Origin of the sequence: Chitinophaga dinghuensis, assembly GCF_003259435.1 — a bacterium.
In the GTDB taxonomy this organism is placed as follows: Bacteria; Bacteroidota; Bacteroidia; order Chitinophagales; family Chitinophagaceae; genus Chitinophaga; species Chitinophaga dinghuensis.
This window is the reverse complement of record NZ_QLMA01000008.1, coordinates 157,550-176,114: the sequence shown is the minus strand read 5'-3', so window position 1 is coordinate 176,114 and position 18,565 is coordinate 157,550. Positions and strand designations below refer to the sequence as shown.

The 18,565-nt window shown below is 47.7% G+C and carries 1 protein-coding gene; it reads left to right on the top strand.

What is annotated here, in order from left to right:
• Positions 1 to 36: 36 nt before the first annotated feature.
• Positions 37 to 18,501, top strand: a complete 18,465-nt coding sequence (locus CLV59_RS22475; protein WP_111594333.1) for a non-ribosomal peptide synthase/polyketide synthase — start codon at positions 37 to 39, stop codon at positions 18,499 to 18,501.
• Positions 18,502 to 18,565: the final 64 nt, after the last annotated feature.

Below are 18,565 nucleotides of genomic sequence, written 5' to 3'. Positions count from 1 at the left end.
GATTCATTTTTTTCATCAATTAATGACTGTTAGACCATGTCACTCCATGTAACGCCAATTCATCCTGCACAGCGGGATATCCTGATGGATTTGTTAATCAATGCAGAGAATTCCACCTATAATGTCGGAGGCGTAACCCGACTTACCGGGCCGCTCGATAAAGAAAAATTTATAGCCGCCGCAGAAACATTGCCGGCCGTATTTGATGTATTCCGGATGAGGTTCGATATGAGCGGAGATACGCCGCAAGCCTTCCTGGACAATAGTTTTCATATACAGGAAGTCCTCTGTGTGGATTTCACCAATACGCCACAAGAAGCTGTAGAAATGTGGATACGGGAACGCCTAGAAATGCCCTTCCAGCTTCAGCAAGAAAATTCACTCTGCGAACAATATCTGCTGACCTTAGCGCCAGAAGAACATTTATATTTCTCTAAATATCATCACCTGATAAATGATGGATATGGACTGGCGGCAAGTTATCAATATGTTGCCCGTAAATACAATGCGCTATTAGAGGGAACAACGCTGAATTGGGCCCCCCTTTCTTATATCGCCGCTGCTGATAATGCCCTCGTCTATCAACAATCTCCCGCATACCAGGAAGATGCTGCCTACTGGAAAAATGTGATGGATAAGAAACCAGCGCAGCTATTGGAACGCCGGTACCAGCATACAAATGCTAATCCGCGGCAATGCCAGACTATCCTGCTGGAATTTAGCGCGGAGGAAAGAAATGCGTTAGATGAGCTGCAACAAGCTACACAGGCCAATCTACTCCGCTTAACGCTGGCGGCACTCACCATTTATTTCGCAAAAACAACAGAACACACCGCCTTTGTATTTGGTACGCCAGTACATCGCAGAAGAGATAAAGATCTACAACAGATAGCCGGGATGTTTTCCGGTATCACCCCATTTCAGGGCAAATATCAACCGGAGCAAACAGTGGCCGCTCTGCTGGAGAACATAGCAGTGTCCAGAAAAAACGACAATCTGCATCAACAATACCAGCTTGCAGACCTGACCCGTTCTCTGAAACTCAACGGTACCACCGAACAACTGGTAGATATCCTTGTTAACCACGCTAACCTGAACTTCAACCTGGACTTCGGCGCAGGCATACAGGCCGTTACACAAGACCTGACCAGCGTAATCACCCGCTATCCGCTGGAACTGCTATGGCGTGACTATGGCCAAGGGCAGCCGCTGCAATTGAAAGCGGATTATTATCCCTCCCACTTCACGGAAACGGATATACGTTTATTAGTGAAACGCTTATTGCACATCATACGGCAATTCAAGGGCGGCACACAACTTACACTTGCGCAAATCAGCATTCTACCGGAAGAGGAACAAACATTGCTGGCCTCCTTTAACAATTCCCATATTGAGGTAGCGACATTCCCTAATATTCACGCGCTCATAGAAGAGCAGGTTAGGCTGCGGCCAACAGCAGAAGCGCTGGTGTTTGAGAACCAAACGCTCACTTACCAGCAACTGGATGAAAAAGCCAACCAATTGGCACATTACCTGCGTGAAAAAGGCGTTCGGGAAAATACTTTCGTTCCCGTATGTATGGAGCGATCAGCAGAAATGATCATAGGCATACTGGCAGTCCTGAAAGCCGGTGGCGCCTATGTACCGGTAGATCCCGCCTATCCGCAACACCGCATCAGCTTTATGCTCCAGGATACCCAGGCGGAAGTAGTAGTAAGCAATATTGCTGATACGCTGTCGCTGCATCAATATACCAACGCAACAATTATTGGTGTCCGCCAATTGGCAGATATATTACACCAGTACCCTGTAACGCCCGTGGTCACTGCCTTGCAACCGCAGGATCTCGCTTATGTGATATATACCTCCGGTTCTACAGGCAATCCTAAAGGCGTAACCATTGCGCATCAGCAACTGGTAGCCTCTACATTGGCAAGAAAAAATTACTATGGTAATACCGGTACCGCATTGCTGGTTCCCTCTTTCTCTTTTGATTCTTCCGTAGCGGTTATTTTTGGTACATTATGTACTGGTGGCCGACTAATCGTATGCAAAGAAGAAACGCTGAAAGACGCGGAGACCGTTAAGCAACTGCTTACCCGCACAGATATGATACTGTGTGTTCCTTCCTATTACCGTTTCCTCCTGGAAGAAGGGCTGTTGCAGGAGGCGGCATTGTCTACCGTTATCCTGGCGGGGGAAGCGCTGGATTTATCCCTCACGCAACGTCACTTCAGAGAAGTGAAAAAAGCGGCGTTGTATAACGAGTACGGACCTACGGAATGTACGGTATGGTCTTCAGTAGCGCAGATACAGCCTGAAGATAAACTGATCACCATCGGCAGGCCGGTACCGAATATGCAGATACATATACTGGATGCCCAGCAGCGGCTCCTCCCGGTAGGAGTAACCGGTGAATTATATGTCAGCGGTCCGCAAGTGGCAAACGGCTATCTGCACCTGCCAGGAATGACCGCAGAAAAATTTATTACGATGGCTGGTAACCGGTTGTATAAAACCGGAGATACCGGCCGCTGGCTGCCAGATGGTAATATCGAATACCAGGGCCGCATAGATGATCAGGTGAAAATTCGTGGTTACCGCATTGAGTTAGGTGAAATTGGCCACGCACTGCAAGCATGCAAAGGCGTGAAACATGCGGTAGTGGTTCCATGGACAGATGAACGTAACAATAAACGCCTGGTAGCATATGTTACCACCGATGCCGGTTACAATAAGCAAGAGGCATTAAACCGGCTGAAAGAAACGCTGCCGGATTATATGCTGCCCTCAGTAATGATGGAATTGGCACAATTGCCTTTATCTGTCAACGGTAAGGTAGATAAAAAGGCACTCCCGGCTCCGGAGGCGGCAGATCTCCAATTGCAGGAATATATTGCGCCGCGCAATGAGACAGAACAACAGCTGGTAGGCATCTGGCAGGAACTGTTGGGACTACAACGGGTAGGGATATACGATAATTTCATAGAACTGGGTGGCGACTCCATCATATCCATGCAGGTAGTGAGTCGCGCCAGAAGACTGGGATACGAACTAAAAGCAAAAGACCTGTTCAGATACCAGACAGTTGCCGCACTGGCGGAACTGTTGTCTGTAAAACAAGTAGAAAGCGCCATCGGCGAACAAGGCCCACTGACAGGTAGTTGCGGTTTATTGCCTATTCAACACTGGTATTTCGAGGCAGCTGAAAATCAACAACCGGGATTGTTTACGCAGCAGCTACTCCTGGAAACAGATAAGCAGCTGACACCGGAAGCGCTGGAGTCGGCGCTCCGCAAACTGGTACAATACCATGATGCACTCCGTTTTTCCTATCAACAAAACGAAGAAGGATGGCTACAATCTTATGGTACTGCGGAAGCTACCTTGCATATCAAAGACCTGCGCAGGAAACAGAAAACCTGGCGGCAACATATTTCCACTTGTATAGAAGAAAGTCAGTTATGCCTGGATATCAGCAAAGGCATTATGTTCCAGGCTACCTTGATACAAACGCCTACCGCAACCGCCAACAACCGGCTGCTGCTTATAGCGCATCACCTCGTGACCGACGGCGTATCCTGGCGTATTTTGCTGGAAGATCTCCACAGCTTGCTGGAACAGCCTACCGCTACTCCAGAAGTCTTGCTGGGCGCTAAAGGTAGCTCTTACCGTCAATGGCATGAAGCCCTGATCGCTTATGCAAAAAATAACCATCAGCAACAACGTTATTGGGAAAATGTATTGACGAAACGTACGCTATTGCCTACGGATCTGTTTCATAATGGACATATAACTGTATCGGATATACGTACAAAAACCGTACGCCTCGATGCAACCGTTACCCGCCAGTTGTTACAGGAAGTGCCTGCTGCCTACAAAACAGAAATCAACGATATCCTGTTGTCCGCCCTCGCCATGACGCTAACTGCCTGGAATAAAGGGAACGGCGTTCTCGTGGGACTGGAAGGACACGGCAGAGAGGAAATCGCGCCTGGCATTGCGATTAACCGCACCATTGGCTGGTTCACCAGTCAATACCCGGTATGGCTGGAAGCATTTGAAGGTACTGCATTAGGCACTATAGTCAGGAATATTAAAGAACAATTACGCCAGGTACCAGATAAAGGTATCGGTTACGGCATCCATAAATATATCGGCCGCCACGAAAGCCTTCAAGGAGCAGCACCTTGGGAAATAGGCTTTAACTATCTCGGTCAGGGGGATAATATGCCAGCGAGACACGGCGCTGTTAAAACCTCTTTGTCTTCACTGGCAGCAGGAGGATCTCCGCAACGCATCGTCCCTGAAAAACTGTCGGTGAACAGTATGATCCACAACGGCGAGCTTGTAATAGAATGGAGCTACAGCCAGCTGCACTTCCACGAAGCCACCATAGCGGATATGGCGACAAACTATCTGCACCGCCTGGAAACAATTATTACACACTGTGCTGACCAAAGTCATCAAACATCGGTGACTTCGCCATCTGATTATGGATTGGGCGCTGTGATGACCAATGATGAACTGGACCTCTTCCTCGATGCCACAGTAGCAGGTAGCTCCAGAAGATCCCAGATTGCTGGCATATACCGGCTAACAGGTTTACAGGAAGGTATGCTGTTCCATGGACTGTATGAGGAGAATAGCGGCGCTTATGTTGAACAGTTTGGATGTAAACTTCCTCATCTTCATGTAACGGCTTTTCAGAAAAGCTGGGAACACCTGATTCAGCATCACACCATATTCCGCACTGCCTTCCATGCAAAGATGTGCAGTATTCCGGTGCAATGCGTATATCACAACGTCACCCTGCCATTTACAGTGCTGGACTATCGGCACATGTCAGCATCGGAACAGCAGGAAGCGCTAAATGCCTGGATGATAACAGACCGTCAGCAGGGACTGGACTTTGAAAGCGCCCCACTGATGCGTATTACTCTCTTCCGGTTGGAAGAGGATACCTACCGTATGCAATGGACTTATCACCACCTCTTGATGGATGGTTGGTCTTTGCCGGTATTGCTGGGCCAACTGGTGGAAACCTATGAGGCTATTCTCTCCAATCATTCCCTGCCAGCACTGAAAATGGATGAATTCGGAGATTACCTCCGTTTCCTGGCAGATAGAGATCTGATGGCGGAAGAGGCTTACTGGCGCAGTTATCTGAACGGCGTAACAGAAGGATGTTTATTACCATTTGTGACTGCTGCTACCTCCCGTACAAAAGGGGAAGGAAGCTTCCAGGCAAAAATACTGCACCTGGATACTGCTGCCCGTCAGCAATTAGAGCGATTTACACAGCAACAACGTATAACCCTCAATACCCTCGTACAAGGCGTGTGGGCGTACCTGTTATCCCGCTATACGGGAAAAGCTGCCGCCATTTTCGGTGTGACAGTTGCCGGCAGACCGGATGAATTGCCAGGTGTAGATGATAAAATTGGATTATATATCAATACCCTGCCACTGTATACCCCGGTCGCAAATGAACAACCATTAACGGCCTGGTTGCAGGATATTCAGGCAGCACAACTACAAAGTCGCGAACGACAATACGCTGCACTGAATGATATTCAACAGTGGACGGGTATCCGGGAAGAGCTGTTCGACAGTCTTCTTGTATTCGAAAACTACCCGGTCAATCCTGCTTTGCATTCGCCTGAATGGAAACTGCAACTGCGAAACTTCCAGGTACAGGAACAAGCGAACTATCCGCTCACGATACGCGTGATGATGAGTGCCGGTATTGAAATAGGTCTGATATATAATGCGACAATACTCGATGAGGCTTATGTCCAGATGATAACGGCCCATTTTGAGCAGGTGCTCATGCAAATAGCTACACAGCCCGTAAATACCATCGCAGATATTAGTTTGCTGACACCGGCTGAAAAAATACAGCTGTTAAATACATTCAATCAAACAGCAATGCCTTATCCTGCGGATAAGAGCATTCCTGCCCTTTTTGAAGCACAGGTGGCGCAAACGCCGAATGCTACGGCTGTGATATATGATACCACATCACTTACTTACAGCGCCCTGGACGAAGCGGCAAATCGTTTCGCACATCAGTTGCGCAGTAAGGGCGTAAGCGCCGGCGTATATGTGCCGGTATGTATGAAGCGCTCCGCTGGGCTGATGGTGGCCGTGCTGGGAATTCTGAAAGCAGGCGGCGCATATGTTCCGATAAATCCTGATTATCCTGCAGAAAGAATTTTACAAATGCTGGGCGACTGCGATTGTCCACTGGTGGTAACTGAGACCCTTTGGAAGGATACGCTGGAAAAGGTAGTTGATAAAGCATTATTGTATGTAGATGATAATCCCGACCTGCTGCAATATCCCATCTTCGCATTGGAAGAACAGCCTGCGGCGGCAACAATGGCATATGTGATGTATACCTCCGGTTCCACCGGTAAGCCTAAAGGCGTAGCAGTCACCCATAAAAATGTGGTCAGCCTGGTGAAGTCCCAGGAATATATGACGCTGACAAATGAAGATGTCATTCTTTCTGCCGGCTCTCTCTCCTTTGATGCGACCACATTTGAATATTGGGGCACACTGTTGAATGGTGGTTGCCTGGTGTTAAGCACCGAGAGTAGTCTGCTGGATATTGAACTACTGAAACAAACGCTTTATCAGCGCCATGTTACAAAAATGTTCTTTACTACCAGCTGGTTCAACCAGTTGATAGACATGGATATCACGGTATTTGCCCAATTACAGGGAGTACTGACAGGAGGAGAGAAAATGTCGGAAAAGCATGCGGATAAATTCAGACGCGCCTATCCACATATCGCCCTTACTAACATATACGGCCCTACGGAGAACACCACTTTCTCCCTGTATTACCACATCCAGGAAGCAACAGTGAGTGGTAACGTACCTATTGGCCGCCCATTAAAAAACAGAACTGCTTATATCCTGGATAGTGCCGGACATCCAGTGCCGGTGGGAGTTACAGGCGAATTGTATGTAGGAGGTGATGGCGTTGCAAAAGGATACCTGGATGCGGAACTGACTGCCGCCCGCTTTTTGCAGGACCCATTCTCCAATGACCCAACAGCCACTATTTACCGCACCGGAGATCTGGCCCGTTGGATGCCTGATGGCAACATCGTTTATATGGGCCGTATCGATGAACAGGTAAAAATCCGCGGATTCCGTATCGAGCCCGGTGAAACCGAACGAGTGCTGGAAACTTGTCCAGTTGTTAAACAAGCGGTAGTAACCGTTTGGACAGATCAACAGCAGAACCGCTACCTGACCGGCTATGTGGTATCAGAAAGTAGCTTTGATAAAGAGGAAATACTGGCATATCTGAAAGACAGATTGCCAGACTATATGATACCGTCATTCCTGATACCCATGGAATCGCTGCCACTTAACGCCAATGGAAAAGTGGATAAAAAGTCGTTGCCAGCGCCAGATAACACCGCCATCTCAGCAGCTGCGTATATAGCTCCCCGTAATGAACAGGAAAATGTACTGGCCACCATCTGGCAGCAGTTGCTGGGTAGGGAGCGTATAGGCATTCACGATCATTTCTTTGAATCAGGAGGACATTCTCTTTTGGCTATGCGGCTGCAATCTGCCATCAGAAAACAGCTACAGGCCGAAGTGCCCGTTAAGGCCATCTTCAATAACCCTACTATAGCCGGCCTGACCGCTTATATCCAACAACAGACACACGCTGTAGCATGTGGGATAACGGCAGAAATATCCACGACGCCGCAGCCATTATCCTTTGCCCAGGAGAGACTTTGGTTTATCGACCAACTGTCCGGTAGTATACAATATCATATACCGGTTGTTTTCCGGCTGAAAGGAAGTATTAACAAACAGGCACTGGAAACAGCCATCCGGGAAATGATCAATCGTCATGCGGTATTACGTACTATCATTACCGTTATTAACGAACAGCCACATCAGCAGGTAATGAATACAGATGGATGGCAACTGGAAATAATCGGCAGACCAGATCTCCTCAGAGATATTCCTGCATTGCATGCATATGTGAAAACCCTGATAGATGCACCATTCAATTTATCTGCCGACCACATGTTACGCGGACAATTAATTGAACTGGCTGAGCAGGAGTCCATACTTGCGCTCACCTTGCATCACATCGCCGGTGATGGCTGGTCTGTCAGTATCTTTATCAAAGAGTTGATGGAAATGTATGCTGCATTAGATCTACAACAATTGCCTGCTTTACTGCCATTGGAGATACAGTATACAGATTATTCCCGCTGGCAGCGTACTTATATGTCGGCAACAGTGCTGGAACAGCAGCAAGCCTATTGGACCCGCCAGTTGGCTGATGTTTCCACGTTACAGTTGCCACTCGATTACACGCGTCCTGCTATATTTTCCAATCAAGGCGCTATCATACCATTCCAAATCGATGAGGCCCTGCAACAACAGCTACAGGCGTTATCGCAGCAGGAGGGGACTACCTTATTCATGACTTTACTGGCAGCATTTAATGTGTTGTTATACCGTTACAGCGGCCAGGAAGATATCACCGTAGGCAGTCCTGTTTCTGGCCGTACCCGCCATGAAACAGAAAGTCTGATCGGATGTTTTGTAAATACCCTGGCATTACGTACACAATTACAAGACAACCCCACCTTCGCAGCCTTATTGCAACAGGTGAAAAGCGCTACCCTGGATGCTTATGAACACCAGGACATACCGTTTGAAAAAGTGGTGGAAGCTGTCGTGAAAGAACGTGATCTCAGCTATAGCCCATTGTTCCAGGTGATCTTCACTTTACAGAACATGCCAGTGGCCACTGAACTCACATTAGGGACTACACAATTTCACGCAGAGAAAATTGCTTATACCACTGCACAGGTAGATCTTAATTTCACTTTAGAGGAAACTGCTACAGGCATGGTGGGCAGTGTGGAATACTGTACAGATCTTTTCCGCGAAGAGACCATCCTGCGGATGATCACCCACTTTAAACAACTGTTGGCATCTATCGTTAACACCCCTTCCCTGGAAGTGGGCTACTTACCGATGCTACTGGCAGCGGAAGAAACGCAGTTGCTGAACGAGTTTAACCAAACAGAGAACGACTATCCGGCGGATCAAAGTATCACCGACCTCTTCGCATTACAGGTCATGCTGACGCCAGATGCAATTGCCCTGGTGTTTGCAGGTAAAGAAATTACCTACAGGGAGTTGGATACGGCATCTGCACAACTGGCGAAATATCTCGTATCAGCGGGAGTAACAACCGGCATGCGTGTACCGGTTTGTATGGAACGTTCGGATAAACTGATCATAGCCATCCTGGCGATATTGAAGGCAGGAGGTGCTTATGTACCGGTAGATGCGCATTATCCAACAGAACGAATCAGCTATATGCTGGCCGAAAGTAACAGCACACTGCTGCTCACTACCACTACACAATTGGCGGCGCTGGAACAGACAGGTACTTCCATGCAATTCATCTGCGTAGACCAGTTGGATGAAACCCTGATGGCAACAGCTACGTTGACACAATTACCAGTGGCCCTTCCGCAAGATCTGGCGTATGTAATCTATACCTCCGGTTCTACCGGCAGACCGAAAGGCGTAATGGTAAGCCATCAGAACGTAGTCAGCCTCGTGAAAGGAGTAGACTATGTCTCTTTTAAGGCGTCCGATCGCTTGTTATCTACCGGCGCACCATCTTTCGATGCTGCCACTTTTGAGTACTGGGGTATGTTGCTCAATGGAGGCCGACTCATTCTTTGCCCTGAACAACATCTGCTGGACAATGAAGTGTTGAAACAAGAAATCGCCAGCCATCAGGTGAATATGATGTGGTTTACCGCCAGTTGGTTCAATCAGTTGATCGATACAGACATCAGCATCTTTGAAACCTTATCGGTAGTCCTGGCAGGAGGAGAGAAATTATCAGAAGAACATATCAGTAAATTAAAACAGCAGTATCCTGCACTGACCGTTATTAACGGTTACGGCCCTACGGAGAATACTACTTTCTCCATTACCTATACAGTAGAACCAGGCGCAGTGAAAGTGCCTGTGCCTATAGGCCGCCCGTTGAGCAACCGGAAAGTATATATTTTGGATAGTCGCCGTCAGCTGGTACCAGTGGGCGTTACAGGAGAGATTTATGTAGGCGGCGCCGGTCTTTCCTTAGGTTATCTCCACTTACCGGAACTGACCGCAGAACGTTTCATCTCTCATCAATTTAGTCATAACAGAATTGAAAAACTGTATAAGACCGGAGATCTGGGCTGCTGGCAAGCCGATGGAAACGTGCTTTGCCTGGGTCGTACAGACGATCAGGTGAAGATCCGTGGTTATCGCATCGAACCTGGCGAAACAGAAAGGGTACTGCAACAATGCGAATGGGTGGAACAAGCAGTGGTGATGGCTCGTACAAATGAGCAAGGCAGTAAATACCTGGCTGGTTATATCGTACCGGCAGGAACCTTTGAAAAAGAAAAAATACAAGCCTACCTGAAACAGTTGCTGCCAGACTATATGTCGCCCGCCGTGCTGATACCATTGGAAAAATTACCGCTGACCAGCAATGGTAAAGTGAATAAACGTGCCTTACCGGCGCCGGATCAATCCCTGATGCCAGGAGCTGCGTATATGCCTCCGCGTAATGCTACAGAACTGGCGCTGACAGGCATCTGGCAACAATTACTGAAAGTATCACGGATAGGTATATACGATAACTTCTTTGAACTGGGCGGACATTCCCTCTTAGTAACCCGTGTAGTATCTGCCATTCGCCGTGAACTGGAAGTGGAAATCCCAATTCGGGACCTCTTCACTTACCCAGTGGTGGCCGACTTGGCAGATCATATCCGCCGTCTGCAACCAGGTACGGTGATGCCAGCTGTTACTGCATCTCCACGATTAGGCAAGCTGCCGCTTTCTTCTGCACAGGAAAGGCTATGGTTTATAGACCGCATGAAAGGCAGCGTGGCGTATCATATACCCATGGTCCTAAAACTGGATGGAGACCTGGACATCACCGCCCTGGAAAGTACCCTGAAAACAATTGTTGACAGACATGAGGCACTGCGTACCGTTTTCCTGGAGGAAGACGGAGAGGTAAGTCAGCATATCCTTCCCGCCAATGAATGGCAGCTCCAGGTAATCGATAAATCGATAGAGACCAACCGGGAGCAGATCATGGAAGAAATTACCGCCTATTATGATCAGCCATTTGACCTGACAAGCGATTGCATGTTGCGCGTTCAGTTAGTGAAGCTGTCTGCCAACGAGCATTACATGGTGATAGTGCTCCACCACATTGCGGCGGATGGATGGTCTGTTACAATATTACTCAAAGAATTAATGAGTTTATATGAAGCTGCACACCGCCATCAGCCTCACCAACTGGATCCATTACAGGTACAATATGCAGATTATGCATTATGGCATCGGCAGCACCTGCAAGGAGCTTTGCTGGATCAGCAATTATCTTACTGGAAAGAGAAACTGGATGATGTAGCCACATTGCAGTTGCCAACAGATTTCCCACGGCCTGCTTCACAAAGCACCCGCGGAAACACCTTGCATTACGAGGTCGATGGTACGTTGACTGCCGGATTAAATCAGCTGTCCAGACAACAGGGCGCTACCCTGTTTATGACGATGCTGGCTGCTTTCAAAGTGTTGTTGTACCGCTACAGCGGACAAGAAGATATCGTGGTGGGAAGTCCTATTGCCAATCGTACCCAGCAAACCATAGAACCGCTGATTGGTTTCTTTGTCAATACCATGGCCCTGCGTACTAACCTGGCAGGTAACCCGGATTTCCTCTCCCTGCTCAAACAAGTGAAGACTACCTTACTGGAGGCTTATCAATACCAGGACGCCCCATTTGAGAAAATAGTGGAAGCAGTGGTAAGCGATCGTGATATGAGTCGCACACCGCTGTTCCAGGTGATGTTTATCTTACAAAACCTGCCGGAAGTACCGGAACTGCGATTAGATGATGTACCAATTACCATACAGTCCATTCCTAATGCCACCGCCAAATTCGATCTGACAGTGGATGTTACAACTACCGATTCCGGCCTGCGTTTCCGGGTGGAATATTGCAGCGATCTGTATGAAGAGGCTACCATTGCAAGAATGATAGAACATTACCTTGTACTCCTGAAAGCGGTGGTGGAAGCGCCTGCCCGACAAATAGGCGAATTGCCAATGCTCACAGCGCAGGAGGAAAAACAATTGTTACATACCTTCAATGATACAGCAGCTTCTTATCCCAAAAATAAGGCAGTGATAGACCTGTTTGAAGAACAGGTACGCCAAACGCCGGATGCTATTGCTGTTGTTTTTGGAACAGAACAGTATACTTACCAGCAACTGAATGAAAGGGCTAATCAACTGTCTCATTATCTGCTGGAAAATGGAGTGGTGGAAAATTCACTGATTCCTGTTTGCATGTCGCGCTCCCTGGAAATGATTACCGCTATTGTGGGTATCCTGAAGGCCGGCGCTACCTACGTTCCGGTGGACCCTGCGTATCCGGAGGTGCGTATCCGTTATATTCTCTCTGATACGGAATTTACGCTGATGATTACAGATCCGCGCAGCCAGGGATTGCTGCCGGCAGATATTGCAGCAGAACGCATCCTGACGTTATCGGCGGATATATGGGAAGAGGTATTGTCTGTCAAACCAGCAACGAATCATAGCCGATACACTTCTCCAGATAAACTCACATACCTCATTTATACTTCCGGCTCTACCGGACAGCCGAAGGGGGTAGAAATGCCTGACAAGGCATTGTTTAACCTGCTTTGCTGGCAACAACAGGAAATAGATACCCGCACGCCTAAACGAATATTACAGTTTGCAAGTATCAATTTTGATGTAAGTTTCCAGGAGATATTCTTTACCCTCAGTTTTGGCGGTAGCCTTCACCTGGTAGATGAACAACGCCGGAAAGACATGGCTATCCTGATGGAACAGATCAATACCGAAAAAATTAATTGCCTGTTCCTCCCATATGTAGTATTGAAAAACCTGGTGGAATATGCACAGGAGAGCGGTATCTATCCGCAATATTTACAGGAGGTGATTACGGCCGGAGAACAACTTAAATTGAGTAATGATCTGCGGCTATTCCTGGAAAAAGGAAATACCCGTCTGTATAACCAGTACGGCCCTACGGAGGCGCATGTGGTGAGCGCATACACTATTCAGCCGGAAGATTATACTCAACGGGTATTACCGCCAATTGGTAAACCGATCGCCAACACCCGCCTGTACATTTTGGATAGTGCTGGAAATCCTTGCCCTGTTGGGGTGCCGGGAGAATTGTTTATCGGTGGCGTGCAAGTTGCCAAAGGTTACCTGCACTTGCCGGAACTAACAGCGGAGCGCTTTATGACAGATCCATTCGATGTAAGCGGCAAGGGGCGCTTATATAAAACCGGCGATGTATGCTGCTGGCTACCGGATGGAAATATCAATTACCTGGCGCGTAAAGACGACCAGGTGAAGATCCGTGGCAACCGCGTGGAAATAGGAGAGGTGGAAAGCGTACTGGGTCAATGTGAGCAAGTGGCGCAATGCGTGGTATTGGTAAAAAATGACCAATACGGTAATAAACGGTTGGTGGCCTATGTGGTGCCACAACAACGCATCGGAAAAGACGAACTGCGTACCTGGATGCAATCCAGACTACCAGACTATATGATCCCTTCTCTTTTCATCACCCTGTCAGAATTACCATTGACGAATAATGGTAAGATCAATAAACGCGCATTGCCTGAAGCGGATATGAGCGCCCTGGGAGGAACTGCTTATGTAGCCGCCCGCAACCTCACAGAACAGCAGCTGACGGATATCTGGCATGTTTTATTGCAGGTGGAAAAGATCGGTATACACGACAATTTCTTTGAGCTGGGAGGCCATTCATTGCTGGCCATGCGCTTGCAGTCGGCCCTCCGTAAACATATGGAAGTGGAAATCGCTGTGAAATCCATATTTGCGAATCCTACTATAGCGCGACTGGCAGCGTTCATCCGTCAGAACGGAAAAGGCTTGCTATTGCCAGCAGTAACCCCTCAGCAACGGCCGGAATTGATTCCGTTGTCGTATTGCCAGGAAAGGCTATGGTTTATTGATCAGATGGAAGGTAGCGTTCAATACCATATGCCATTAGTATTGCGTATGGAAGGAATGCTGGATAAGGATGCTTTGGCAAATGCATACCAGGACCTGGTAACCCGTCACGAAGTATTGAGAACAGTCATTGTGCAGATAGACGGACATTCCGGTCAACAAATACTGCCTGCAAAGCAATGGCAGCTGCAACAAATTGATCTGTGCGGCAACCAACCCGCAATAACAGATTATCGCAACCTGGTGCATTCGTTGATAAGAAAACCTTTTGATCTCACCCAAGACCATATGCTACGAGTGCACCTGATCGCACTGGATGCTACTACGCATATCCTGGTGATGAATATGCACCATATTGCCTCAGATGGTTGGTCTGTCAGTGTGCTGTTCAGAGAATTAATCATGCTTTACAACGGTTATACAACCGGGGAAAAGGTCAAATTGCCAGCACTCGAAATACAGTATGCAGACTATGCCATCTGGCAACGGAAGTATATGTCTGATGAAGTATTGGCTACACAGTTGTCCTACTGGAAGGAAAACCTGAAAGCGGTGCCTGCATTACAGTTGCCAACAGATAAAATCAGACCTGCAGTAAAAGGTAAAAATGGCGCAGTAGAATATCTGCAATTCGATCGGGAATTGACAGATCAGTTGCTGGCACTGTCGCAACAGGAAGGCGTAACGCTTTTCATGACATTGCTGGCAGCCCTCCAGGTGTTATTGTACCGTTACAGCGGACAGGAAGATATCTGCATCGGCAGCCCTATTTCCGGACGTACGCGTCAGGAGGTGGAGAGCCTTACCGGATTCTTTATTAATACATTGGCGCTGCGCAGTAATCTTGCCGGTAACCCCGCATTCCTTTCCTTGCTGCAACAGGTAAAACAAACTACGCTCAGCGCTTATGAATACCAGGAAGTGCCTTTCGAGAAGATCGTGGACGCTGTAGTGACGGAGCGTGATATGAGTCGCAGTCCCCTGTTCCAGGTGATGTTGGTATTACAGAATACCCCGGATGTTCCGGAACTGACCCTCGGAGAAGTACAGCTGTCAGAAGAACCACTGGACCATACTACTTCCGTATTTGATCTGAACTTCTGTCTGAAAGAGAATGAAGCAGGACTTTCCCTGATTCTTCAATACAGTACAGATCTGTTCTATAAGGACACGGTGCAGAGGATGGGAAAACATTTTGAACAGTTGCTCCGTTCCATTACCAGCGAGCCTGCCACACACATATGTGCGTTGCCGTTATTGGATGAAGCGGAAGAGCATCAGTTGCTGGAAGATTTCAACAGTAATTTATCTGAAACGCCGCAGCATACTTCATTACCGGCCTTATTCGCTGCCAGGGCAGCAGCTGCTCCTGATGCAGTGGCGCTGATGATAGACAATATCACATTAACCTACAAAGAGCTGGATGAACGCGCTAACCAGTTTGCGCACTATCTGCGTGATAAGGGTGTTGGCAGAGATACGCTGGTGCCTTTATGCATTGAACGCTCTGCGGAGATGATCATCGCCATATATGGTATCCTGAAGGCTGGTGGCGCTTATGTACCTATTGACATGGAGTATCCGGCAGAAAGAATAAAATATATCCTGGAGGATACCGCCGCGACCATCATGGTTAGCAGTCCTGCTGTAAGTGAAAGACTTGGCGCCGTTGCAACAGGCATAGAACTGGTAATGGTGACAAATGCAGATCTGTTCGCAGGTTACCCCGTAACAGCGTTGGCAGATAGTCCTACCGCCAATGATCTGGCCTACGTCATCTTTACTTCCGGTTCTACCGGCAAACCCAAAGGCGTATTGGTAGAGCATAGAGGGGTAGTAAACCTGGTGTACGATCTGCAACGACAATTGCAAATAGAAGCGGGAAGCCGTTTCTTGCAGTTTGCCTCTTTCGGCTTTGATGCTTCCTGTATTGAGATATTCACCTCTTTGTCACATGGCGCAGCATTGGTGCTGCCACGTAAGGAAGACCTGATGTCCTCTGCCGGATTTGCTACCCTGATCAGTAAACGGAAAGTGGATGTATTATTTTTACCGCCATCTTATCTGCACAGCATGAAAGAAATGCTGGACAGGGTGAAAACCATTGTATCCTGCGGAGAGCCGCTAAACAGGGAAGATGGAAGATATTTGCAGTCCAGAGGCGTGCAATTGATGAACGCTTACGGCCCTACGGAAAACAGTATCTGTACCACCTTATCCACTGACCCTATCCGGGAAGATGGGGTTGTAGTCATTGGTAAGCCGGTGGCTAATATACAGGTATATATCCAGGATGTCCATGGCGGATTATGTCCGATAGGTGTAGCGGGAGAGATTTGTGTAAGTGGTATCGGGGTGGCCCGTGGTTATCTCAATCGGCCGGAGCTTACGCAGGAAAAGTTTGTCATCAATCCATTTGCAGAAGACGGAGAAACCCGTATGTACCGTACCGGCGATCTGGGCCGCTGGTTGCCGGATGGAAGTATTGAGTACATGGGACGAATCGATGAACAGGTGAAAGTGCGCGGATACCGCATTGAATTGGGTGAAATAGAAAATGTGCTACAGGAATGTGACCATGTTAAACAAGCAGTGGTAGTAGTGAAAGGAGGAGAACATGATAATAAACTCCTCGTGGCTTACGTAATACCGCAGCAGGAGTTCAATAAAGAAGCCATCGTCGCTTATCTGAAAACCAAACTGCCCGATTTTATGGTGCCCCCGGTGATGATTCCGATGGAGTCCTTCCCGCTGACGCCTAATGGTAAGATAGACAGGAAAGGATTACCTTCCCCTGATTCCTTAATACTCGCCGATCAGCACCAGGATGCAGGCCCTGCAAATGAGATAGAAGAGCGCCTGCTGGAAATCTGGAAGGAGGTGCTGAACTTACCACAGTTAGGCATACACGATAATTTCTTCTCGGCAGGAGGGAACTCTATCACCGCCATCCGGTTGATTGCCAGGATGAAGGTGGATTTCCAGGTTTCTATCAATGACCTCTTTCAGCATCCTACCATTGCCGGTATCTCTAAATATGTGATTTATGAAAAGAATCACTTCAAAAATAAACTGGCGGAATTAATGTCCAGGTTTGATCCGGCACTGGTGGATCAGGAAGCGATGCAGGCGCAGGCTGTGCATATGCAGCAGCTGTTGGCAGAACAACAACGCCCATATCTGGAAGAAGTGAAAGCATGGCAACAGCTGGATGTCAACCGTACCACTACTTATCAGCAGATCCTGCTACTGGGAGCAACCGGTTATCTGGGTATTCACTTATTGTATGACCTGCTGCAGAGAAATGATACGCCAGTACATGTGTTGGTACGGGCAGAGAGCGATGAAGCGGCCTTTAACCGACTGTCGGAGAAGTATGCTTTTTACTTTGGTACGCCATTACCTAAAGACCATGCCATGCTGAGCGTATGGAAAGGAGATATCGCTTTACCACAGCTGGGAATGCATGCCGCCACGTTTGAAGCGCTGATGGCCGATACGGATTGTATCCTGAATACGGCCGCTAATGTAAAACACTATGGTAGCTATAGCGAGTTTGAAGCGGTAAACACCCTCTCCGTACAAACAATACTGGATTACTGCAAAACAGGAAGAAAAAAGGTGATCCATCACATCTCTACAACGAGTGTTGCAGGTATGGCAGAAAAAGATAACGCCGATTATCTGTATACAGAATCCGATTTATTCAAAGGCCAGGAAGTACCAAACTTCTATGCGAAGAGTAAACTGGAGGCAGAACGCTTGCTGGATGCTGCCAGGGCAGAAGGTATTGAGGTGAATATTTACCGCGTAGGCCACCTTTCATTCCATTCCGCCACCGGTAAGTTCCAGGAGAATATCGACAATAATGCTTTCTATAACCAGATCAAAGGGTTTATTTCCTTCCATGTAATGCCGGAGGAATTCAGTGAGTTGGAATTATCTAATATAGACGAGGTGTCTGCGGCCATACTCCAGATTTTTGACAAACCGGCATTACTGAACAGGAATTATCACATTCGTAATCCACACTTGCTCTCCGCCACTGAATTTGTGGCTTATCTGAACAGCTATGGATACGATATGGAACTTACAAATGTGTATACCTATCTGGAGAAAATGTTGCAATCCTACAGTACTAAGAAAGACCTGATAGACCGGCTGTTCCTGCAAGCAGACCTGTTTGGAGACGATAAACAGGACATAGGACATCCCTATCAGGTATGTTATGAGGCAACGAATGCTATCCTGAAAAAAATGAAGTTCAAATGGTCTTACATAGATGAGGAAAAAGTCCATCTGATGATTAACTATGCGGTGGAAGTAGGCTTCTTTGAACCTGTTCGTAAGAAGATGGCTGCGCTGAAACCTTACTGAGACCTTCTGTAAAGGACAGATGGGCTTAAATTTTACCAGGTATCGGGTGAGAGAGGAAACAACC

Coding starts and splice junctions, on each gene's coding strand:
- CLV59_RS22475 (WP_111594333.1), top strand. CDS start 37: ATGTCACTCCATGTAACGCCAATTCATCCTGCACAGCGGGATATCCTG.